Source organism: Sphingomonas arvum (genome assembly GCF_026013565.1).
In the GTDB taxonomy this organism is placed as follows: Bacteria; Pseudomonadota; Alphaproteobacteria; order Sphingomonadales; family Sphingomonadaceae; genus Sphingomicrobium; species Sphingomicrobium arvum.
Window position 1 is genome coordinate 1,035,844 of the sequence record NZ_JAPDOB010000002.1, and the last position, 20,898, is coordinate 1,056,741.

Annotated in this window: 19 protein-coding genes; 13 read left to right on the plus strand and 6 right to left on the minus strand. The window is 68.4% G+C overall.

From position 1 onward, the window contains the following. Positions 1–59 precede the first annotated feature (59 nt). The 3 genes from OMW55_RS12760 to ndk all read left to right on the plus strand — a co-directional run bounded on the left by OMW55_RS12760 (position 60) and on the right by ndk (position 2,478). Positions 60–1,526, plus strand: coding sequence for a leucyl aminopeptidase (locus OMW55_RS12760; protein WP_264883648.1), 1,467 nt, complete (start codon positions 60–62; stop codon positions 1,524–1,526). Between the two features lie 11 nt (positions 1,527–1,537). Then, the gene (locus OMW55_RS12765; protein ID WP_264883650.1) at positions 1,538–1,981 is read left to right on the plus strand and encodes a DNA polymerase III subunit chi; all 444 of its coding nucleotides are present in this window, start codon (positions 1,538–1,540) and stop codon (positions 1,979–1,981) included. A 74-nt stretch (positions 1,982–2,055) separates the two neighbouring features. Beyond that, positions 2,056–2,478 (plus strand): nucleoside-diphosphate kinase, encoded by a 423-nt coding sequence (gene ndk / locus OMW55_RS12770; RefSeq protein WP_264883652.1) that lies wholly within the window; start codon positions 2,056–2,058, stop codon positions 2,476–2,478. Between the two features lie 404 nt (positions 2,479–2,882). Here the strand turns inward: ndk and purN are convergent, their stop codons facing one another. Further along, complete coding sequence (gene purN, locus OMW55_RS12775) at positions 2,883–3,848, minus strand: phosphoribosylglycinamide formyltransferase (protein WP_264883654.1); 966 nt, start codon at positions 3,846–3,848, stop codon at positions 2,883–2,885. Beyond that, positions 3,841–4,926: a phosphoribosylformylglycinamidine cyclo-ligase gene (gene purM / locus OMW55_RS12780; RefSeq protein WP_264883656.1), complete on the minus strand. Its 1,086-nt coding sequence runs from the start codon at positions 4,924–4,926 to the stop codon at positions 3,841–3,843. Before purM ends, purN begins: the two co-directional genes overlap by 8 nt. A gap of 63 nt (positions 4,927–4,989) precedes the next feature. On the opposite strand from purM, the gene OMW55_RS12785 reads away from it, so the two are divergent. Genes OMW55_RS12785 through OMW55_RS12800 form a run of 4 tightly spaced genes read left to right on the plus strand, consistent with a single transcriptional unit; the run spans position 4,990 to position 10,488 of the window. Next, positions 4,990–6,267 (plus strand): heavy-metal-associated domain-containing protein, encoded by a 1,278-nt coding sequence (locus OMW55_RS12785; protein ID WP_264883658.1) that lies wholly within the window; start codon positions 4,990–4,992, stop codon positions 6,265–6,267. After that, entirely contained in the window at positions 6,267–6,890 is a 624-nt protein-coding gene (locus OMW55_RS12790; RefSeq protein ID WP_264883660.1) for an HdaA/DnaA family protein, read from the plus strand. The genes OMW55_RS12785 and OMW55_RS12790 overlap by 1 nt, the downstream gene beginning before the upstream one ends. After that, positions 6,887–9,028 (plus strand): RNA degradosome polyphosphate kinase, encoded by a 2,142-nt coding sequence (locus OMW55_RS12795; protein WP_264883662.1) that lies wholly within the window; start codon positions 6,887–6,889, stop codon positions 9,026–9,028. Before OMW55_RS12790 ends, OMW55_RS12795 begins: the two co-directional genes overlap by 4 nt. Further along, a complete protein-coding gene (locus tag OMW55_RS12800; protein ID WP_264883664.1) occupies positions 9,028–10,488 on the plus strand; it encodes a Ppx/GppA family phosphatase in 1,461 nt (486 codons plus the stop codon). The genes OMW55_RS12795 and OMW55_RS12800 overlap by 1 nt, the downstream gene beginning before the upstream one ends. On the opposite strand, the gene OMW55_RS12805 is transcribed toward OMW55_RS12800, so the two are convergent. Together OMW55_RS12805 and rnd are read right to left on the minus strand one after the other, a co-directional pair. After that, on the minus strand, positions 10,485–10,766 hold the full coding sequence (locus OMW55_RS12805; RefSeq protein ID WP_264883666.1) for an I78 family peptidase inhibitor: 282 nt from the start codon (positions 10,764–10,766) through the stop codon (positions 10,485–10,487). The genes OMW55_RS12800 and OMW55_RS12805 overlap by 4 nt on opposite strands. Next, positions 10,763–11,941, minus strand: a complete 1,179-nt coding sequence (gene rnd / locus OMW55_RS12810) for a ribonuclease D (protein ID WP_264883668.1) — start codon at positions 11,939–11,941, stop codon at positions 10,763–10,765. Before rnd ends, OMW55_RS12805 begins: the two co-directional genes overlap by 4 nt. Positions 11,942–12,048: 107 nt before the next feature. On the opposite strand from rnd, the gene aspS reads away from it, so the two are divergent. Then, positions 12,049–13,839 (plus strand): aspartate--tRNA ligase, encoded by a 1,791-nt coding sequence (gene aspS / locus OMW55_RS12815; RefSeq protein WP_264883670.1) that lies wholly within the window; start codon positions 12,049–12,051, stop codon positions 13,837–13,839. Positions 13,840–13,857: 18 nt separating this feature from the next. Next, on the plus strand, positions 13,858–14,262 hold the full coding sequence (locus OMW55_RS12820) for a VOC family protein (RefSeq protein WP_264883672.1): 405 nt from the start codon (positions 13,858–13,860) through the stop codon (positions 14,260–14,262). A gap of 11 nt (positions 14,263–14,273) precedes the next feature. On the opposite strand, the gene greB is transcribed toward OMW55_RS12820, so the two are convergent. Next, complete coding sequence (gene greB / locus OMW55_RS12825; protein WP_264883674.1) at positions 14,274–14,762, minus strand: transcription elongation factor GreB; 489 nt, start codon at positions 14,760–14,762, stop codon at positions 14,274–14,276. Positions 14,763–14,770: 8 nt separating this feature from the next. Continuing rightward, positions 14,771–16,744 carry a lytic transglycosylase domain-containing protein gene (locus OMW55_RS12830; RefSeq protein ID WP_264883676.1) on the minus strand — a complete coding sequence of 658 codons (1,974 nt, stop codon included), beginning with the start codon at positions 16,742–16,744 and terminating at the stop codon, positions 14,771–14,773. An 86-nt stretch (positions 16,745–16,830) separates the two neighbouring features. Between OMW55_RS12830 and dapA the strand changes: the two genes are divergently transcribed. Genes dapA through OMW55_RS12850 form a run of 4 tightly spaced genes read left to right on the plus strand, consistent with a single transcriptional unit; the run spans position 16,831 to position 20,896 of the window. Beyond that, positions 16,831–17,703, plus strand: coding sequence for a 4-hydroxy-tetrahydrodipicolinate synthase (dapA, locus tag OMW55_RS12835; RefSeq protein WP_264883678.1), 873 nt, complete (start codon positions 16,831–16,833; stop codon positions 17,701–17,703). Between the two features lie 42 nt (positions 17,704–17,745). After that, complete coding sequence (gene smpB, locus OMW55_RS12840; RefSeq protein ID WP_264883680.1) at positions 17,746–18,228, plus strand: SsrA-binding protein SmpB; 483 nt, start codon at positions 17,746–17,748, stop codon at positions 18,226–18,228. Continuing rightward, complete coding sequence (locus OMW55_RS12845) at positions 18,221–18,793, plus strand: DUF2062 domain-containing protein (protein WP_264883683.1); 573 nt, start codon at positions 18,221–18,223, stop codon at positions 18,791–18,793. Before smpB ends, OMW55_RS12845 begins: the two co-directional genes overlap by 8 nt. A gap of 18 nt (positions 18,794–18,811) precedes the next feature. Beyond that, positions 18,812–20,896 carry a M13 family metallopeptidase gene (locus OMW55_RS12850; RefSeq protein ID WP_264883686.1) on the plus strand — a complete coding sequence of 695 codons (2,085 nt, stop codon included), beginning with the start codon at positions 18,812–18,814 and terminating at the stop codon, positions 20,894–20,896. Positions 20,897–20,898 lie beyond the last annotated feature (2 nt).

Consider the following 20,898-nt stretch of genomic DNA (forward strand, 5'->3'; position numbering starts at 1 on the left):
GTGCGCCCCAGCGCTTAAGAGCCCGGGCCGACACGGCTTACCGACAAGGACGCTCCCCCATGCAGATCCGCTTCTCCGCCACCCGTCCCGAAGGCAGCCACGCGCTGGTCCTGCCCGTCGCCGGCATCGATCGCGCCGGCCTTGGCGTGCTCGGCGCGGCCCGGCAGTCGGTGGAGGCGGCGGCCCGGCTGCAGCGGTTCGAGGGCGAGGCGGGCGGCTCGGCGGAAAGCTTCATCGACGAGGGCGGCACCGCCCGGCGCGTCCTGCTGGTCGGCCTGGGAGCCAGCGGCGAGGATGCTGCGGAAAAGCTCGGCGGCACGGCCGTCGCCAAACTGCTCCTGTCGGGCGAGACGAGCGCGGTCATCGACCTGTCCGGGGCCAGGTTCGGCGCCGATGCCGCCGCCAAGGTCGCGCTGGCAGCGTCCCTCCGCGCCTGGCGGCATGACCGCTATCGCACGCGCCTCAAGGAACGGCAGAAGCCGACCCTTACCGAGCTCGTGATCGTCGGTGCGGCGGACGGCGCCGAGGCACGCTGGACCGAGCGCTACGAGCCGGTGCTGAAGGGCGCGTGCCTGACCCGCGAGCTGGTCGCCGAGCCTGCCAACATCATCTACCCCGAAAGCTTCGTCGAGCGCTGCCGCGCCGCCATGGACGGCACCGGCCTCGAGATTGAAGTGCTCGATGGCCCGGCCATGGAAGAGCTCGGCATGGGCGCGCTGCTCGGCGTGGCGCAGGGCTCCGTCCGCGAGCCGCGGCTGCTGGTCATGCGCTGGAACGGCGGCGGCGAGGGTGGCCAACCGATCGCGCTGATCGGCAAGGGCGTGACCTTCGACACCGGCGGCATCTCGATCAAGCCGGCCGCCGGCATGGAATCGATGAAGTGGGACATGGGCGGGGCTGGCGCGGTGGCCGGCGCCATGCTCGCCATCGCCGGGCGGAAGGCCAAGGCCAACGTCGTCGGCCTGTGCGGGCTGGTCGAGAACATGCCCGACGGTAATGCCCAGCGCCCGGGTGACGTGGTCACCAGCATGAGCGGCCAGACGGTGGAGGTGATCAATACGGACGCCGAAGGCCGCCTCGTGCTCGGCGACGTGATGACCTACGCGCAGCGGACGTACCAGCCGAAGCTGATGGTCGACCTGGCGACTTTGACCGGCGCGATGGTGATCAGCCTCGGCCATGAATATGCCGGCGTCTTCTCCAACGACGACGGCCTCGCCAACGACCTCCTCGCCGCGGGCCAGGCGACCGGCGACAAGCTGTGGCGCATGCCGATCGGCGAAGCCTACGACCGGCTGATCGACTCGCCCATCGCCGACATCAAGAACGTCGGTCCGCGCGAAGGCGGCTCGATCACCGCCGCGCAGTTCCTCCAGCGCTTTGTCGAGAACGGCACCAAGTGGGCGCACCTGGACGTCGCCGGCGTGGTGTGGAGCGACAAGCCCGGCACTACCTACGACAAGGGCGCGACCAGCTTTGGCGTGCGCCTGCTCGACGCCTTCGTCGAGGCAACGGCCGAGCGCTAAGCCGGCCGGGCATGCGCGTCGACTTCTACCAGCTGGGCGGAACACCGGCCGAAAGCATCATCGCCACGCTGGCCGGCAAGGTGGTGGGCGATGGCGGGCAGCTGCTGGTGGTGGCGGCGGACGAGGGCACGCTCGCCCGGCTCGATCGTCTGCTGTGGGACCAGGGCGACACCAGCTTCCTGCCGCATGGGATCGCCGGCGGCTCGGACGATGCGCGCCAGCCGATCCTGTTGTCCATCACGCCCGACGCACCCAATCGCGCCCGCAACCTGCTAATCGCCGACGGGGAGTGGCGCGAAGCGGCGCTGACCTTCGATCGGGCCTTCTACCTGTTCGACGAGGAGCATCTCCAGGGTGCCCGTCTCGCCTGGAAGCTGCTGAGCGGCCGCGACGGCGTGGAGCGCCACTACCACGCCCGCGAGGACGGGCGCTGGGCCCTGAAGGCCAGCGGCTGAGCTTGCCTGTCCGCCCCCGTCCGTCTAGGGGCGCGGCCAATCCCAACCCTTTCTAGCAGGAGCACCGCGACGCCATGGCCGTGACGCGCACCTTTTCGATCATCAAGCCCGACGCCACCCGCCGCAACCTGACCGGCGCGGTCACCAAGATGCTGGAGGACGCCGGCCTGCGCGTCGTCGCGTCCAAGCGCATCCAGATGAGCCGCGAGCAGGCCGAAGGCTTCTACGGCGTCCACCGCGAGCGGCCGTTCTTCAACGACCTGGTCACCTTCATGACCAGCGGCCCCGTGGTCGTGCAGGTGCTGGAAGGCGAGGACGCCGTGAAGCGCAACCGCGACATCATGGGCGCGACCAACCCGGAGAACGCGGAAGCCGGCACCATCCGCAAGGAGCTGGCGGAGTCGATCGAAGCCAACTCGGTCCACGGTTCGGACAGCGACGAGAACGCCCGGATCGAGATCGACTTCTTCTTCCAGCCGGAAGAAATCGTCGGCTGATCACCGCGCATTGCTGTTGTGAGAAAGGCCGTCGGAGCAGTCCGGCGGCCTTTTTCATGCGCGACTGAATGTCCGCAGTGGGTGAGAAGCGGACACGAGCGACGTGTCGCCCCTTCATAGGGCTTTGTCGGGGTGACTAACGGCTAGCGCCGCGCGCCGTCAGTCATCTTGCCCATATCCTTGCAGCAATCGCATCCTTCACCCTTGGCCATCTTCTCGCAGCAAGCCATTTTCTTCTCTGCCTCATGGGCCGGAGCGGATGTGGTCTGCGGTGCGGGGGCCGGCTGTGTCGATAGGATTGCCGCAAGCAAGGTTGATACAATCATGGTTCGCACTCCTTGGGATCGGTAAGTTAACGAGGTTACGAGCAAGGCCCATTGTCCGCAATGCGTCGAAAGCGGACGTCAGAACTCCTCCGCCGCCCGCATGAGCTTTGTCAGGCGCGGCGGGGCGCAGGCGCGCCAGCTGCGCTCCAGCCACTGCTCGACCTGGCTCCAGTCCACGTCCCGGCGGTTGAGCTTGAGGCCGAGCCAGCCGCTCGCGCCATAATATTTCGGCCAGTAGTAGATCTCGGGCTGCGCGTCGATCAGGCCGGTCATCTCGTCCGCACCGCTGGCCTTCACCAGCAGGCCGACGGCCTCCTCGCCATGGTGGTGATCGGCGATGATCGCGAACAGCTTGGCGGTTTTCTCGGGTCCCACTGCCCAGCCGTGCGAGCCGTGCGAGGTCTTGCGGGTGACCTCCGGCAGGGCGGCGGCCAGCCGGTCCACCTGCGCTTCGATCCACTCCGCGTCGAACGGGCGGGACACGTACCCCGCCAGCACCCGCGGGTAGAGCTGGTGCTCGGCCAGCCGCACCCGTTCGGCCAGGCTCGCAGGGGTGTCGCCCGGGTGGATCGCCACCGCCAGCTGGCCCAGCACCTCGCCCGCGTCCACTTCCTCGGTGACCAGGTGAACCGAGCAGCCGGCGTGCGAGTCGCCATTGGCGAGCGCCTGCGCATGGGTGTCGAGCCCGCGGTACTTGGGCAGGAGGCTCGGATGGATGTTGAGCATGCGGCCGGCCCATTTGCCGACGAACCCGGGCGTCAGCAGGCGCATGTAGCCGGCCAGCGCGACGGTGTCAGCGCCGACCGCCTCGAGTTCCCGGTCGATCAGCGCATCGTGCGCCGCCCGCGTGAGCCCGACGTGCGAGTGGGCGAAGGTTGCAATGCCTTCAGCGGCGGCCAGCGCCAGCCCCGGCGCGTCCGGCTTGTTTGAGCCGACGGCCACGACCTCGAACGGCGCGCCAGACAGGCGCGAGGCGTAGAGCAGGGCGGCCATGTTGGTCCCTGCGCCGCTGATCAGGACGGCGACCCGGGCCTTGTCAGCCATGGTGATGGGTCGCGGTCCAGGGCTCCCGCGCGCTCCAGGTATCGGCGGAGCCGTGCACCGTGCAGCCGCGAGTCCCGGCCTCGATCCGGCCGATCGCGAAGACCTGTTCCCCCGCCGCCGTGAGGTTGGCCGTGACGGCATCAGCATGGGCGGCCGCGACGATCGCGACCATGCCGATCCCGCAATTAAACGTTCGCGCCAGCTCGCCCGGCTCGATCGCGCCACCGGCCTGCAGCCAGGCGAACAGCCGCGGCAGGTCCCAGCTGTCCGCATCCACCACGGCGTGCGCGCCATCAGGCAGCACGCGTGGAATGTTCTCCAGCAGCCCGCCGCCGGTGATATGCGCCAGCCCTTTGATCCGCCCGGCGCGGACCTCCGGCAGCAGGCTCTTCACATAAATGCGTGTCGGCGCGAGCAGGGCGTCGCCGAGCAGCACGTCGGGATCGTAAAGGGCAGGGCGGTCCAGCTTCCAGCCATTGTCCGCGATCAGCCGCCGGACGAGGCTGAACCCGTTGGAATGAACACCCGAGCTGGCCAACCCGAGGATCACGTCGCCCGCGGCGATGTCGGCGCCGGTCAGCTGCTGCCCGCGCTCGACGGCGCCCACGCAGAAGCCGGCGAGGTCGTAATCGCCCGCGGCGTACATGCCGGGCATCTCGGCCGTTTCGCCGCCGATCAGCGCGCAGCCGGCCTGCCGGCAGCCGTCGGCGATGGACGCGACCACCTGCTCGGCGACCGGGTTATCCAGCTTTCCGGTTGCAAAATAGTCGAGGAAGAAGAGCGGCTCGGCGCCCTGCACGACCAGGTCGTTGGCGCACATGGCGACGAGGTCGATGCCGACGCCGCCATGCTGGCCCGTGTCGATCGCCAGCTTGAGCTTGGTGCCCACGCCGTCATTGGCGGCGACCAGGATCGGGTCGGTGAAGCCGGCCGCGCGGAGGTCGAAGAAGCCGCCGAACCCGCCCAACTCCGCATCGGCGCCGGGCCTGCGGGTACTCTTGGCCAGTGGCCCGATCGCCTTCACCAGCGCATTGCCCGCGGCGATGTTCACGCCGGCCTGTTCGTACGTCAGCCCCATGGGCGGATGCCGTAGACCAGTTGCCGCTTGGAAATCCACCGAACAGTCGCCAGAAGGCGCTTCATGTTGCGCCGCGGCCGTCTGCCTTCCGCCCTGCTCGCCCTCTTCCTGCTGGTCGGGGGCGGGGTCGGCTATGCTCAGCTGGAAAGCGGCGACCGCGGCATCCTTCCGCTCGACAGCTCCAACACGCTGGAAATGGGCGGCATCAAGGTCGACGTCGGCGGCAAGACGGCAGACGAAGCGCGCTACAACGGCTGGCGCATCGCCCAGCGGGAGGGCTTCAAGGCGCTGTGGGCCAAGGCCCACGGTCGCCCGATCTCCGAAGCGCCGACGCTGCCGGACGGCACGCTCGACCAGCTGGTCAGCTCCATCATCGTCGAATCAGAGCAGATCGGGCCCAACCGCTATGTCGCGACCCTAGGCGTCCTGTTCGACCGCTCGCGCGCCGGACAGTTGCTCGGCGTGGCCGGCCAAGTCAACCGCTCCGCGCCTATGCTGCTGATCCCGATCGTGGTGACCTCCGGCGCCGCGACCAGCGTCGAGCAGCGCAACGCCTGGCAGCGCGCCTGGGCGGAATATCGCACCTCGCAGAGCCCGGTCGATTACGTGCGCGTGTCGGGCCTGGGCATCGACCCACTGCTGGTGAACGCCGCGCAGACCGCTCGCCCGGGCCGCGGCATGTGGCGCAACATCCTCGATTACTATGGCGCCGCCGACGTTCTGGTGGCCGAGGTGCAGCTGCGCCGGGTCTATCCCGGCGGCCCGGCGACCGGCACCTTCAGCGGCTACTTCGGCCCAGATCGTCGGCCGCTCGGCAGCTTCACCCTGACGGCGCAGAACAGCGCCGCCATCCCCGAGATGATGACCCGGGGCGTGCAGCAGATGGATGCGCTGTTCGGCCGCTGGCAGGCGGCAGGCCAGCTCAGCCCCGACCCGAGCCTGATCGTGCCCGAGCCGCCGGTGATCGACGAGCCCGTGGAGGAGGAGGAAGCGCCCAAGCCGGTCGAGCAGGCCCCCGCCAGCTTCATCCAGGTCTATGTGACCAGTCCCTATTCGCCGGTAGGCTGGCTGCGCTCGATCCCGGGCGTGCTGGAGGTGCGCGAGTTCGGCAACGCCATCCTGTCCGTCCGCTACCGCGGTTCGCCGGCGCAGCTTTCGGCGGCGCTCAACGCGCGCGGCTGGCGGACCGACACGTCGGGCACCGTGTTCAAGATCATCGGCTATGCTCCGACCCAGCAGCCAACGCCCGCACCATCGCCTGCGCCGCGGCCCCCGGCGCCGCAGCCCGCCCAACCGGCCACCAACACGGTCGAGCCGGCCCCGGGAGGAGCCGAAGACTGATGCGCCCGCCCGACCAGATCGCGCTTCCGCTCGACTGGCCGCAGGGCAGCGACGACAGCCGGTTCATCGTCGCGGATGCCAATCGCGACGCGTTCGAGCATCTGCGCCGCTGGAGCAGTTGGCCGGTCAAGGCGACGATCCTCACCGGTCCGCGCCGCTCGGGCCGTTCCCTGCTCGCCCGCGGCTTCGTTGCGCGGGTCGGCGGACGCCTGTTCGACGATGCGCACCGCCATGACGAGGAGGTGCTGTTCCACGCCTGGAACCACGCGCAGGAGAGCGGTCGTCCGCTGGTGCTGGTCGCCGACGATGTACCGCCCGCCTGGAGCCCGGCGTTGCCCGACCTGCGGACCCGGCTGGCGGTGACGCCGGTCACCCGCATCCTGCCGCCCGACGATGCGCTGTTCGGCGCATTGATCCAGCGGCTGTTCGCCGACCGCGGTCTGCATCTTCCGGACGACGCTCTGCGTTATGTCGTCATGCGGGTGATGCGCGATTATTGGACGGCCGAGCGGGTGGTGGAGGCGATCGATCGCTTCGCCATTGCCGAGCGGGCGCGCCTCACGATCCCGACCGTCCGCCGCGCGCTCATCAGCGCCGGGCTGATCGACGGAGCCAGCGAATGAACGCGCCGGTCGAGATCAGGGTCGACGCCCCTGTCCGGGCCGACCGGCGGTACTTCAACCGGGAGTTGAGCTGGCTGGCCTTCAACCGCCGGGTGCTGGAGGAGGCCGCCAATCCCAAGCACCCGCTGCTGGAGCGCCTCCGTTTCCTGTCGATCAGCGGGAGCAACCTCGACGAATTCTTCATGGTTCGGGTGGCCGGCCTGAAGGAGCAGCAGCTCGAGGGAGTGGAGGAGCTCAGCTACGATGGCCTGACCCCGGCCAAGCAGCTGGAGCTGATCGGGGCGGAGGCTGACGCGCTGGTCGCCGAACAGCAGCGCATGTGGCTGGAGCTTGCCAAGTTGCTTGCTGGCGAGCACGTCGAGGCGGTCACTCCGGCGGACCTGACGGAGCGGGAGCGTGAGTTCCTGCGTGATCACCTCAGCGAACAGATCTTTCCGGTCCTGACGCCCCAGGCGATCGACCCGTCCCACCCGTTCCCGTTCATCCCCAACCTCGGCTTCAGCCTGGTGTTCGCCATGGTCGACACGGCCGACGGCGAGGCGGTCAACGAAGTGCTGATGATCCCCGCGTCGATCCCGCGCTTCATTCGCCTGCCCGGGAAGCGTGCCCGCTTCGTCACGATCGACGAGGCGCTGGCGGCCAACCTCGACCTGCTGTTCCCCGGCTTCGAGTTGCTCGGTGCCGGCGCCTTCCGGATCCTGCGCGACAGCGAGATGGAGATCGAGGAAGACGCCGAGGACCTGGTCCGGACCTTCCGCACGGCGATCAAGGAACGGCGGCGCGGCCGGGTGATCCGCCTGGAGTTCTCTAGTGGCACGCCGGAAGATCTGGAGAACCTCGTCCGTGCCGGTCTCCATGCCGAACATGCCATCATCGCCGAAAGCGGCGGCTTCATCGGCATCGCCGACCTTGGCCAGCTGGTCGAGGTGGACCGGACCGACCTTAAGTTCGCGCCCTATAGCCCGCGGCTGCCCGAGCGCATCCAGGAGCACGGCGGCGACTGCTTCGCGGCGATCCGCGACAAGGAAATCCTGGTCCACCACCCTTACGAAAGCTTCGAGGTGGTGGTCGCTTTTCTGCGCCAGGCGGCCGCCGACCCTGACGTGATCGCGATCAAGCAGACGCTCTATCGCGCCGGCAAGCAGTCCGCGATCATCGATGCGCTGGTCGCCGCCGCCGACGCTGGCAAGTCGGTCACGGCCGTCGTGGAGCTGAAGGCCCGCTTTGACGAGGAGCAGAACCTGCTGTGGGCCTCCCGTCTGGAGCGGGCCGGGGTGCAGGTCGTCTACGGCTTCATGGACCTGAAGACCCACGCCAAGGTGTCCATGGTCGTCCGGCGCGAAGGCGCGGTGTTCCGCACCTACTGCCATTTCGGGACGGGCAACTACCACCCGGTGACCGCCCGCCTGTACACGGACCTCAGCCTGTTCACCGCGTCCCGCCGGGCCGCGCGGGACGCGGGCAAGCTGTTCAACTTCATCTCTGGCTATGTCGCGCCCAAGGGGCTGGAGCTCATCACGCTGAGCCCGCGTGGACTGCGCGAGAAACTGGAAGGGCTGATCGACGCGGAGGTCGCGAACGCCCGCGCCGGCAAGCCCGCCGCCATCTGGGCCAAGATGAACAGTCTGGTCGACCCGCGGATCATCGACCGGCTCTATGCCGCAAGCGAGGCGGGGGTCAGCATCGACCTTATCATCCGCGGCATCTGCTGCCTGCGACCGGGCGTGCCGGGCATGTCGGCGAACATCCGGGTGAAGTCCATCGTCGGCCGCTTCCTGGAGCATAGCCGCATCTGGGCCTTCGCCAACGGAGCCAAGATGCCGCACCGCAAGGCGAAGCTCTTCATCTCCTCGGCGGACTGGATGCCGCGCAACCTCGACCGACGGGTCGAGGTGGCGGTGCCGATGGAGAATGCCACCGTCCACGCGCAGGTGCTGGACCAGGTGATGGTCGCCAACCTGATCGACAACGAGCAGAGCTGGACGCTCGACGCCGAGGGCCGCTACACCCGCGTCAAGCCGGGCAAGAAGAGCTTCAACCTGCATACCTACTTCATGACCAACCCGTCGCTGTCCGGCCGCGGCCAGGCGCTGGAGGGCAAGAAGGTGCCCAAGCTTCAGCTGGACCAGGGCGGCTGATGGCCGAACGTCCCTTCGGTCCCGTCGGGATCATCGACATCGGCTCCAACAGCGTGCGCCTGGTCGCCTATGGCGGCTCGGAACGGGTGCCCAGCATGCTGTTCAACGAGAAGGTGATGGCCGGGCTCGGCCGCGGGTTGGCCGAAACCGGGCGGTTGAGCGAGCCGGCCATGGCGCTGGCGCTGGAGGCGCTGGCCCGCTTCCGGCTGCTCGCCAGGGAGATGAAGCTCAAGAAGCTGCACGCGGTCGCCACTGCCGCCGTCCGCGACGCGACCAACGGGCCGGAGTTCCTGGAACGCGCGGCGGCGGCCGGGATCACGCCCGAACTGATCCCGGGAGAGGAGGAGGCGCGGCTATCGGCGCTGGGAGTGATCAGCGCCATTCCGCATGCCCGCGGCGTGGTGGCGGATCTGGGCGGCGGCAGCCTGGAGCTGACCCCGGTGGCGGATGGCGCGCCCTCGCCGGGCGTGTCGCTGCCGCTCGGTGTGCTGCGCGTCGGCGAGCAGGCCAGTGCCAAGGCGCTCGCAGCAACCGTTCGCAAGGGCGTGACGCCCGAGCTGCTCGGCGCGGCGCGCGACGGCAACCTCTACCTGGTCGGCGGCTCCTTCCGCGCCTTTGCCCAACTCGACCTGCTGCTGGCCGATCACCCGCTGCCCATCGTTCACCAGCACAGCATGGACCCCGCGCGCGTCCGCGACCTGCGCAACCTGGTCCGCGCGACCTCGACCGACGACCTGCGCAACCGCGTCGGCCTGCAATCGGGCCGCCTGCAGACACTTCCGGCGGCCGCCGCCATCCTCGATGCCTTGTGCCGGGTGCTCGGGGCACGCCGGGTGGTGACCAGCGCCTTTGGCCTGCGCGAGGGCATCCTGTATGACAATCTCAGCGCGGAGCGCCGGAGCGAGGACCCGCTGCTCGCCGCCGCGCTGGAGGTCGGCGAGCGGCTCGGGCGGTTCGGTGACCATGGCGCCTTGCTCGATCGCTGGATTGCGCCGCTGTTTCCGGACGACACGCCGCTTGCCCGCCGGCTGCGCCGCGCGGCGTGCCTGCTGGCCGACGTCGCCTGGAACGCGCACCCCGATTTCCGTGCCGAATGGGCCGTCGACATGGGGCTGCACGGCAACTGGGTGGGCATCGACGCGGAAGGCCGCGCCATCCTCGGCCGAACCCTGTGCAGCGCGTTTGGTGGCGATGGCGCCTATGACGACGAGGTCGGGGCGCTGGTCGAGGCGCGGGTGCTGGAACATGCGGGATATTGGGGCCGCGCCATCCGTCTGGCTCAGCGGCTCAGCGGCGGGACCGCCAGCCTGCTAAAGCGAACAACCGTGGAACAGGACGGTGAACGCCTGCTGCTGCGCATGAAGAAGCGCGACTCCGGGCTATATTCGGACACCGTGCGCAAGCGGCACAAGCAGCTCTCCGCCGCCCTCAAGCTGCGTGCGGAGCTGGCGCTCGACTAGCCGCAGCTAACGGACGCGACCTTGTTGTCGGGGCCGAGCTTCACCCGCAAGCGGTCGGAACGGAAATCCATGGTGACCATCTGTCCGGGCTGGATCCACTGAAGCACCTTGGACCCGGACGCTTGCATCATTTCCTCGCCCAGCTTGGCCGTCGCCGGCCGCCCGGCGTAGTCGGCCAGTTCGTCGGCCGAGCAGCTGCCCTTTCCGGCTACCCGCGGGCTCATGGTGGCACAGCCGGATAGCAGCAGTGGCAGTGCAAGCAGGGCAGGGCGGATCATTCGGCGGTCTCCAGCGTGCGGGTCATCTTCAGCTTGCCGTTCTCGATCGCGAACGCCAGGCGGCCCTCGACGAGGTCCAGCGCGTCGCGCCCGAACTGCTCGAACCGCCAGCCGGACAGGATCGCAAGGTCAGAACGCACACCGGCCGCCAACGACTCAAGTTCGTCGGAACGGGCGATGAGCTTGGGCGCCACGCCCGTCTCCTTTGCCCGGATCTTGAGCAGCAGCTTGAGAAGGTCGCTGACCAGCGCGCCGTCCTTGGTCAGGCCCGGGCGGCGCGGCTCGCGGTCCGGCAGCTCATCCGCGGACAGGGGCGCGGCATTGCCCAGCGCTTGCATCAGCCGGGCACCGATGTCGTTGTTGCGCCATCCCGCGGACAGGCCGCGGACCTTGGCCAGGTCCTCCTGTGTCTTGGGCGGGTGGGCGACGAGGTCGCTCAGCGTGTCGTCCTTGACGATGCGTCCGCGTGGCAGGTTCTTGCCGCGAGCTTCCACTTCCCGCCAGGCGGCGAGCGCCTTGAGGCGACCCAGCACCGCGGGGTTGCGGCTCGGCAGCTTCAGCCGCTTCCACGCATCCTCGGGCGCGAAGGCGAAGGAGGATGGATCGGCCAGCCGCTCCATCTCCTCGTCCAGCCACTGGCCGCGATTGGTGCGCTTCAGTTTCTGAACCATCTTGGGAAAGATGGTGGCCAGGTGCGTGACGTCGCCGATCGCATAGTCGATCTGGCGCTTGTCGAGCGGCCGCCGGCTCCAGTCGGTGAAGCGCGCGCCCTTGTCGAGCGTGTGGCCGAGCATGGACTCGATGAGGTTGGAGTAGCCGACCTGCTCGCCGTAACCGAGCGCCATCGCCGCCACCTGCGTGTCGAACAGCGGGTGCGGCGTCTTGCCGGTCATGTTGTAGACGATCTCGAGGTCCTGGCCTCCGGCATGGAAGACCTTCAGCACGTCCTCGTTGTTGACCAGCAGGTCCCATAAGGGAGCGAGGTCGAGGCCGTCCGCCTTCGGATCGATCGCCGCCGCCTCCTCCGTGGACGCGATCTGCAGCAGGCACAGGTCGGGCCAGTAGCTGTTCTCGCGCATGAACTCGGTGTCGACGGCGACGAAGTCGTGGGCGGAGAGGCGCTCGACCAGGGCGGCGAGGGTAGCGCTGTCGGTGACAAGTGGATGAATCTGCATGTTCCGCCAGCCTTAGCGAGGGGCGCCGCGCTTGACAAAGCGAAGAGGGAAGGGGAAGCGCCGCCCCGCTTTTTCCACCACTTTCCAGCCCAAGCGAGCTCCCCATCATGCACGCCTATCGCACCCACACCTGCGGCCAGCTCCGGGCCGACAACGTCGGCGACGCGGTTCGCCTGTCGGGCTGGGTCCACCGCAAGCGCGATCACGGCGGCGTGCTGTTCATCGACCTGCGCGACCATTACGGCATCACCCAGGTGGTCGCCGACACCGACAGCCCGGCGCTGCCGGTGCTCGACCGTTTGCGGGTCGAGTCGGTGGTCACCATCGATGGCGTCGTGAAGGACCGCGCGGCGGGGACCACCAACGCCAACCTCGCCACTGGCGACATCGAGGTGTTCGCCCGCGAGATCACCGTCCAGAGCCAGGCCGCCGAGCTGCCGATGCCAGTGGCGGGCGAGCAGGAGTATCCGGAGGATATCCGGCTTACCTATCGCTACCTCGACCTGCGTCGCGAGCGCCTGCACCGCAACATCATGCTGCGCTCCTCGGTTATCGCCTCCATCCGCCGGCGCATGATCGAGCAGGGCTTCACCGAGTTCCAGACGCCGATTCTCACCGCCAGCAGTCCGGAAGGCGCGCGCGACTATCTCGTCCCCAGTCGCGTCCACCCCGGCAAGTTCTACGCGCTCCCGCAGGCGCCGCAGATGTTCAAGCAGCTGCTGATGGTCGCCGGCTTCGACCGCTATTTCCAAATCGCGCCCTGCTTCCGCGACGAAGACGCCCGCGCCGACCGCTCGCCCGGCGAATTCTACCAACTCGACTTCGAGATGAGCTTCGTCACTCAGGACGACGTGTTCAACGCGATCGAGCCGGTGCTGGCCGGCGTCTTCCGCGAGTTCGCTGACGGGCGGTCGGTGACCGAGGGCGGCTTCCCGCGCATCCCCTACCGTGAGTCGATGCTGAAGTACGGCAACGACAAGCCGGACCTCAGGAACCCCCTGGTCATCGCCGACGTCGGAAACCACTTCCGCGGCTCGGGCTTCGGCCTGTTCGCCAAGATCGTCGACGGCGGCGGCTTCGTCCGCGCCATCCCGGCCCCGAACACGGCCGACAAGAGCCGCAAATTCTTCGACGACATGAACGACTGGGCGCGTGGCGAAGGCTTCGCCGGCCTCGGCTACGCCACCCGCAAGGGCGGCGAGTGGGGCGGTCCCATCGCCAAGAATCATGGCACCGAGGGCATGGACCGCCTCGCCGCCGAGCTCGGCCTTGGCCCGGACGACGGCATCTTCTTCGCCGCGGGCAAGGAAGCGGAAGCGGCCAAGCTCGCCGGCTTTGCCCGCACCCGCGTCGGCCAGCAACTCGGCCTCATCGACGAGAACAAGTTCGAGTTCTGCTGGATCGTCGACTTCCCGATGTTCGAGTATGACGAGGACGCGAAAAAGGTCGATTTCAGCCACAATCCGTTCTCCATGCCGCAGGGCGAGCTGGAGGCGCTGGAGACCAAGGACCCCTTGGACATCCTCGCCTGGCAATATGACATCGTCTGCAACGGCGTGGAGCTCTCCTCCGGCGCGATCCGCAACCACCGTCCCGACATCATGTACAAGGCGTTCGAGATCGCCGGCTACACCAAGGAGCAGGTGGACGAGAACTTCTCGGGCATGATCAACGCCTTCAAGTTTGGCGCGCCGCCGCACGGCGGTTCGGCCCCGGGCATCGACCGCATCGTGATGCTGCTCGCCGGCGAGCCCAACATCCGCGAGGTGGTGGTCTTCCCGATGAACCAGAAGGCCGAGGACCTGATGATGAACGCGCCTGCGCCGGTCTCGATCAAGCAGCTGCGCGAGCTGTCGATCCGCGTGGTTGGGGAGCATGCGGTCCAGGCGACCGGCTAGGCCGAGGGCGCCGGTCCGATGCAGGTGATGAAGGGCCGCTTGCTCGATCATGTGCACCTGCGCGTGAGCGACGTGGCTGCAAGCCGCCGTTTCTACGAGGCCGTTCTTGGGGCGCTGGGTCTCGCCATCAGCGGCGGCGACGAGGGCCACTTCTGGAGCGACGAGCTATACGTCGACCAGGCTTCGGACCGGCTGTCGAGTATTCACATCGCCTTTCAGGCGTCCGACCGCGCCGCCGTGCAGCGCTTTCACGCCGCCGGTGTGGCGGCGGGAGGCCGGGACAATGGCGCGCCCGGCGAGCGGAACTATCATCCAGGCTACTACGGCGCCTTTCTAATCGATCCGGATGGCAATAACATCGAAGCGGTGTTCCACGGGCCGGTGAAGCGCTCCGTCGACGCCGTCATCATCGATCGCCTATAGTTCGGGTGGCGTCAGCTCGGATAGCTGATCGCCATCACCTGATAGCCCTTCTCGCCCGCTGGCAGCCGCACCGTCCGCTCGTCGCCGACCCGCGCGCCGACCAGGGCGCGGGCGAGCGGGGAGGCCCAGCTGATGCGCCCCGACGACGCATCCGCCTCGTCCTCGCCGACCAGGGTCAGCACGCGCCGGTTGTCGTCCTCGTCCGCCAGTTCGACGGTCGCTCCGAACCGCACCTGGTCGCGCCCCCCTTGGCTCGCGGGGTCGACCACCTTCGCCGTCTTCATCACCTTGGCCAGGTAGCCGAGCCGCCGGTCGATCTCGCGCAGGCGCTTGCGGCCATAGATGTAATCGCCGTTCTCCGACCGGTCGCCGTTGCCGGCCGCCCAGCTGATCGTTTCGACCAGCTTCGGCCGCTCCTCCCCGAACAGTTGCTCATACTCCGCGCGGATGCGCGCGAAGCCCTGGGGCGTGATGAAGCGCGGCGGTCTGGAGTCGGCCATGCCCGGCTCTAGCCGAGCCGATCCTTGCCGAGGAAGTAGCTGAGGTGCCGCGGCTGCGTGGTCGGGCGCGGGTTCAGCCGATCGTAAACCACCGTGTTCTCCAGCACGCGCTGCACATAGCCCCGCGTCTCGCTGAACGGGATATCCTCGATCCAGGCGACCATGTCGCCGCCCGGCCGCCGCGGATCGCCGTTGCGATCAATCCACTTGCGCACGTTGCCCGCCCCGGCGTTGTAGCTGGCGATCGCCAGCGGATAGCTGCCGCTCCACTGGTCGAGCAGCCGCCGGAAATAGGCCGAGCCGAGCATCACGTTGTAGGCCGGGTCCGAAGTCAGGCGAGTCGGATCATAGCCGTAGCCCATCTTGCCGGCCTGCTCCGCCGCGGTGCCCGGCATCAGCTGCATGAGGCCACGCGCGCCAGCGCCGCTGACGGCACTGCGGTCGAAGCTCGATTCCTGCCGGGTGATGCCGTGCGACAGGCTCCACAGCGCCGGATCGGCCAGCGGCTGCGACAGGTTGGGATAACCCTGGCGGACGAAGAAGGCCGCGCCGTCGTTGCGGGCGGAGCGGGCGGTCCAGACCGCCAGGTCCTGGCGGCCGATCTGGTTGCCCAGCTCCATCGCCAGCATCCGGTCGCCGTCATTGTGCACCGACTCGCTCAGCGCACGGACGAACAGGGCCGCTTCCTGCCGGTAGCCGCCGGCGTTCAGCGCCTGCAGCGCCCGCACCAACCGCCGCGACTGGAACGCCTGGCGTTGCAGCGGCGTCGGCAGGACGGCAGTTGCGCCCGGGATCGGCACCGGCCGACCGAGCCGCTCCAGCGCGAGCTGGCCGTAGAACAGCTCCGGATAGGCCGCGGCCCGGCTGAAATAGCTCGTCGCCTCGGCGTAACGGCCAGCCTGGCTCGCCGCCCGGCCCGCCCAGTAGGCGCCCTTGGCCACCACCTGCAGCGAACGGCCGCCGCGGGCGTAGCGGTCGAACATCGGCACCGCGTCGGCGGGACGGTTCAGCCCGCGCAGCGCGCTGACACCCGCCAGCCAGGTCAGCGAGGTATAATCATCGCGCACGCCGTAAGGCTGCAGCGCGGGCTGAGCGCCCGCGGGCAGGGCATCATCGACTTGCCGCGCGATGTTGTAGGCCAGCGTATATTGCCGCTCGGCCGCCGCGCCCTGCGCCGCCGACAGCAGCAGCTCGTACCACTTCTCGGCGTCGACCGGCCGGTAGGCGAAGCTGTGCGGCCGGGCGAGCAGCTGGCGCATGGCCGAGTCCCAACCCGCTTCGCGCAGGTAGCGGGCGCGGTCCTGCATCAGGCCGGAATCGGTCGTCACCTGGCCCATCACCAGGTTGTACCGCTGCTCGACGTCGGGCGAGCGCAGCTGCATGGCGATGCGCGCGGCGAACGCCGGGCGGCGGACGGGGCTGGTGGACACCAGCAGGCGCTGGGCGTTCGTCGGGTCGCGGTCGATCAGCAGCCGGTCGACCCGTTGGTCATGATCGGCGGTGGTGAACTGCGCCCCGAACCGCTGGTACAGCGCCAGCTCGTCGGTGCCGGAGAGGCCGGACGCGGCCCAAGCCTCGCGTGCTGCTGCCAGCGCCTCGACGCTGCGGCCCTGGGCGGCCAGGCTCTCGGCAAACCGCGCCCAGCCATTGCCGGTGGTCGGCTTGTCCGTCTGGAAGAAGGCCAGCACGGTGGCCGGATACTCGCCCGGCCGCATCTGCTTCTCGGCCGCACGGCGCATGGCGGTCTCGCCCGGCCAATCGGGATTGGCGATCAGGAACCGCGCATAATCGGCGAAGGCATAGCCGGTCGATTGGCGCAGCCGCCGCCAATCCTGGATCGCGCCGTTGACGTCGCCAGGGTAGGCGGCCGGGCTGACCGTCGGCCGCGGCTGGGCAGGCACCAGCAGCTGCGCCGAGCTGGCGATGGCGGCCGACCCGAGCAGGCCGGTCAGGAGCAGTGCCACTCGTCTCATACTGGACATGTTCGCCCCCCGGTCCTTATCAAACGCTGAACATCGTTAATTGCTGTTGTACATGTCCGGGTGAATCCCGGTGAAGAGGGATACCCATGTTTTCCGGTTCAATCCCCGCGCTGGTGACACCGTTCACCGCTAACAAGGTCGACGAGGCTGCGTTCCGTGACTTTCTCGATTGGCAGATCGCCGAAGGCACCCACGCGCTGGTCGCCTGCGGCACTACCGGCGAATCCGCGACGCTGACCGATGCCGAGCACCGGCGCGTGATCGAACTCACGCTCGAAGTGGCGAACGGGCGGGTGCCGGTGATTGCCGGGTGCGGTGCGAACGACACGGAGCACGCCGTCGCCCTGACCCGCACGGCGCAGGAGCTGGGCGCGGCGGCGGCACTGCACGTTCCGCCTTATTACAACCGCCCCAACCAGGACGGCATCTATCTCCATCTCAGCCGGGTGGCCGAGGTCGGCATTCCCATCATCCTCTACAACGTGCCCGCCCGCACGGTTACCGACATCGCGGTTGAGACCATGGCACGGCTGGCGCAGCTGCCGAACGTGGTCGCGGTCAAGGACGCGACGGGCGCCATCGCCCGGGTCTCGGCCCAGCGCGCCGCCTGCGGGCCCGACTTCGTCCAGCTGTCGGGCAACGACGACATGGCGCTGGCCTTCAACGCCATGGGCGGCCGCGGCTGCATCAGCGTCACGGCCAACGTCGCCCCGCGCCTGTGCGCCGAGTTCCAGGAGGCGACCCTGCGCGGCGACTACGCCCGCGCACTCGAACTGCAGGACCGGCTGTTCCCGCTCCACGCCGCCCTGTTCACCGACGCCTCGCCCGGCCCGGTCAAATACGCGCTCGGCCGGGTCCGCCCCGGCTTCCCGCAGGAGTTGCGCGCGCCCATGACCGCCGCCGGCGAAGCGAGCCGCCGCGCGGTGGATGCGGCGCTTGCGCACGCCGGGCTGGTCTAACCGCTGGCAAAAGGCGGAGCGGGCCTCTACTTGCCGGCGCACATGGCCAAACCGCCCGCAGCCCCGTTCGACAAGCAGAAGGTCGTCGCCGAGAACCGGCGCGCCCGTTACGACTATTTCGTCGAGGAGCGGTTCGAGGCGGGTATTGAGCTCAAGGGCACGGAGGTGAAGGCGCTGCGTGCGGGCGAGGGGTCGATCGCCGAAAGCTACGCAACCATGCACGGCGAGGAAGTGGTGCTGATCAACAGCCACATCCCCGAGTACAAGAGCGGCAGCTGGATGAACCACGAGCCGCGCCGCCAGCGCAAACTGCTGCTGCGCAAGCGCGAGATCGACAAGCTCAATGGCGCGATCACGCGGCAGGGCCTTACGCTGGTCCCGCTTTCCATCTATTTCAACGGCAAGGGGCGGGCCAAGGTCGAACTGGCGCTCGCCCGGGGCAAGAAGGTGCACGACAAGCGCGAGACCATCAAGGAACGCGACTGGAAGCGTGAGCAGGGGCGTCTGCTCCGCGCCCATGGCTGAGCGCGCGTCATTCCTTCACCGACTCGCTGCGAAGGCCACGCCGTCCCGCGAAGAGGTACTGGAAAGCCGTTGGCTCAAGCCATTCGGCCGCCGCATTCGCCATTCCGAACTGTGGCGTTTCACCCGCCGCTCCGTACCGCGGGGCGTGTTCGCGGGCCTGTTCATCGGCATCTTCCTGATGATCCCCGGCCTGCAGATCGTCGGTGCGGCGCTGCTGTGCATGCCGCTGCGCGGCAACGTGCCGATCGCCGCCGCCATGACCTTCCTGTCCAATCCGGCGACCACGCCCTTCTTCCTCGCCGCGTCCATCTACGTCGGCAACCGGTTCGGCTTTCATGCCGACATCGCCACCTTCGACGCGCTGCTGTCGCGGGGTGCAAGCCTGGGTGATTGGATGGCCTGGTTGCTGTCGGACGCCGCGCCGGCCATGATCACCGGCCTGTTCGTGATCTCCCTGGTCGTGGCGTTCGTCGGCTGGGCCCTGTCGATTGTCGTTTGGCGCTGGTGGGTCGGGGCCAAGTGGCGCAGGCGCACGCGACCTGAATTGTTCCGTCATCACAGTTGAACTGGAGGCCGTAAGTCCATGAAGCACATGATGATCCTGCTTGCCGCGAGCACTGCCCTCGCAGCTTGCGCGACCACTCCCTCGGCGCGCGACGAGGCCGCCGCTGCGGCCGAAGCGGCCGCCACTGCCACGCCCGCGGCCACCCCGGCCGAAGCCGCTCGGCCCAAGCCGCGCTTCGGTGAGTTCGGCTTTGATACCGCCGGCATGGACCGCACCGTGCGTCCGGGCGACGACTTCTACGCCTTCGCCAACGGCACCTGGGCCAAGAACACGCCGATCCCCGCCGACAAGCCCGGCTACGGCTCGTTCAACCTGCTTGACGACCTGTCCAAGGAGCGCACCCGCGGCATCATCGAGGAAGCCGCCAAAGACCCCAACAACAAGATCGGCGCCGCTTACGCCAGCTTCATGAATGAGCAGGCGATCGAGGCCAAGGGCCTGTCGCCCCTGCAGCCCCTGATGAACCAGATCAAGGCCCTGAATAGCAAGGCCGCTTATCCCGACCTCGTTGCCCGGACCAGCCGCGTCGGCGTGTTCGGCCCGGTGGTGGGCTTCGTCGGCGTCGACGACAAGATCAACACGCAATACGCGCTCAGCCTCTACCAGGGCGGCATCGGCCTTCCGGATCGCGACTATTACCTGAAGAACGACGCCCGTTTCGCCGACATCCGGGCCAAGTACGTCCAGCACATGACCAACATGTTCCAGCTGGCCGGCGAGCCGAACGCGGCCGCCCGGGCAAAGGCGATCCTCGACTTCGAGACCCAAATCGCGCGCGCCCACTGGACCCAGGTCGAGAGCCGCGACGCGACCAAGACCTACAACAAGATGACCCTGGCCGCGCTCAACCGCTCGGCCCCGGGCTTCGACTTCGCGCGGATGCTCAAGGCCGAAGGGGTCAACGTCGACGAGGCGATCGTCGCCCAGCCGAGCGCCATGACCGGCATCGCCCGGGCGGTGTCGCGCGCGCCCTTGGGCGTGCTCAAGGACCAGCTGCTGATCCGAGCGCTGGACGGCTACTCCGACTACCTGCCCAAGAAGTTCGACGACGAGAACTTCGCCTTCTACGGCACCACCCTGTCGGGCACTCCGCAGCAGCAGGCGCGCTGGCGCCGCGCCGTGTCCTTCACCACCGGAGCGCTCAGCGACGACGTCAGCAAGCTCTATGTCGCCCGCTACTTCCCGCCCGAGACCAAGGCCGCGGCCGACGAACTCGTCAAGAACGTGGTTGAGGCGATGGGCCGGCGGATCGACGGGCTGACCTGGATGGCCCCGGCGACCAAGACCCGCGCCCGGGCCAAGCTTGCCAACTTCACCACCAAGATCGGCTACCCGACCCAGTGGCGCGACTTCTCCGGGCTGCAGATCAGCGCCGACGACGTGCTCGGCAACGCCATGCGCTCGGCCGAGTTCGAGACCGCCGACAACCTTAGCAAGCTGGGTGGGCCGGTGCGCAAGTGGGAATGGGGCATGACCCCCATGACCATCAATGCCTATGCCAACTTCGGAATGTCGGAGATCGTGTTCCCCGCCGCCATCCTGCAGCCGCCGTTCTTTGACCCGAACGCGGATCCGGCGATCAATTACGGCGGCATCGGCGCCGTGATCGGCCATGAGATCAGCCACCACTTCGACGACCAGGGCTCCAAGTATGACGAGACCGGCCAACTGAAGGACTGGTGGACGCCGCAGGACGTCGCCGCTTTCCAGGCCGCGACCAAGAAGCTCGTGGCCCAGTACGACGCCTACGAGGTCTTCCCTGGCGCCAACGTTCAGGGCGCGCTGACGCTCGGCGAGAACATTGGCGACCTTGCCGGCCTGACGGTGGCCTACGACGCCTACCATCACGCGCTCAACGGCCAGCAGGCGCCGGTGATCGACGGCATGACGGGCGACCAGCGCTTCTACCTGGGCTGGGCGCAGGTGTGGCGCTCCAACATCCGCGAGGCGAGCATGCGGCAGCGGCTGATCACCGATCCGCACTCGCCGACCATCCAGCGCACCTGGGTCGTGCGCAACCTCGATCCCTGGTACGGCGCCTACAACGTGCAGCCGGGCGAGAAGCTGTATCTGGCGCCGGACCAGCGCGTACGCGTATGGTAGGC

Coding starts and splice junctions, on each gene's coding strand:
- dapA (WP_264883678.1), top strand. CDS start 16,831: ATGTTTTCCGGTTCAATCCCCGCGCTGGTGACACCGTTCACCGCTAAC.
- rnd (WP_264883668.1), bottom strand. CDS start 11,941: ATGCAGATTCATCCACTTGTCACCGACAGCGCTACCCTCGCCGCCCTG.
- OMW55_RS12805 (WP_264883666.1), bottom strand. CDS start 10,766: ATGATCCGCCCTGCCCTGCTTGCACTGCCACTGCTGCTATCCGGCTGT.
- purM (WP_264883656.1), bottom strand. CDS start 4,926: ATGGGGCTGACGTACGAACAGGCCGGCGTGAACATCGCCGCGGGCAAT.
- ndk (WP_264883652.1), top strand. CDS start 2,056: ATGGCCGTGACGCGCACCTTTTCGATCATCAAGCCCGACGCCACCCGC.
- OMW55_RS12785 (WP_264883658.1), top strand. CDS start 4,990: ATGTTGCGCCGCGGCCGTCTGCCTTCCGCCCTGCTCGCCCTCTTCCTG.
- greB (WP_264883674.1), bottom strand. CDS start 14,762: ATGGCCGACTCCAGACCGCCGCGCTTCATCACGCCCCAGGGCTTCGCG.
- OMW55_RS12830 (WP_264883676.1), bottom strand. CDS start 16,744: ATGTCCAGTATGAGACGAGTGGCACTGCTCCTGACCGGCCTGCTCGGG.
- OMW55_RS12795 (WP_264883662.1), top strand. CDS start 6,887: ATGAACGCGCCGGTCGAGATCAGGGTCGACGCCCCTGTCCGGGCCGAC.
- OMW55_RS12820 (WP_264883672.1), top strand. CDS start 13,858: ATGCAGGTGATGAAGGGCCGCTTGCTCGATCATGTGCACCTGCGCGTG.
- OMW55_RS12790 (WP_264883660.1), top strand. CDS start 6,267: ATGCGCCCGCCCGACCAGATCGCGCTTCCGCTCGACTGGCCGCAGGGC.
- purN (WP_264883654.1), bottom strand. CDS start 3,848: ATGGCTGACAAGGCCCGGGTCGCCGTCCTGATCAGCGGCGCAGGGACC.
- smpB (WP_264883680.1), top strand. CDS start 17,746: ATGGCCAAACCGCCCGCAGCCCCGTTCGACAAGCAGAAGGTCGTCGCC.
- OMW55_RS12850 (WP_264883686.1), top strand. CDS start 18,812: ATGAAGCACATGATGATCCTGCTTGCCGCGAGCACTGCCCTCGCAGCT.
- aspS (WP_264883670.1), top strand. CDS start 12,049: ATGCACGCCTATCGCACCCACACCTGCGGCCAGCTCCGGGCCGACAAC.
- OMW55_RS12800 (WP_264883664.1), top strand. CDS start 9,028: ATGGCCGAACGTCCCTTCGGTCCCGTCGGGATCATCGACATCGGCTCC.
- OMW55_RS12845 (WP_264883683.1), top strand. CDS start 18,221: ATGGCTGAGCGCGCGTCATTCCTTCACCGACTCGCTGCGAAGGCCACG.
- OMW55_RS12760 (WP_264883648.1), top strand. CDS start 60: ATGCAGATCCGCTTCTCCGCCACCCGTCCCGAAGGCAGCCACGCGCTG.
- OMW55_RS12765 (WP_264883650.1), top strand. CDS start 1,538: ATGCGCGTCGACTTCTACCAGCTGGGCGGAACACCGGCCGAAAGCATC.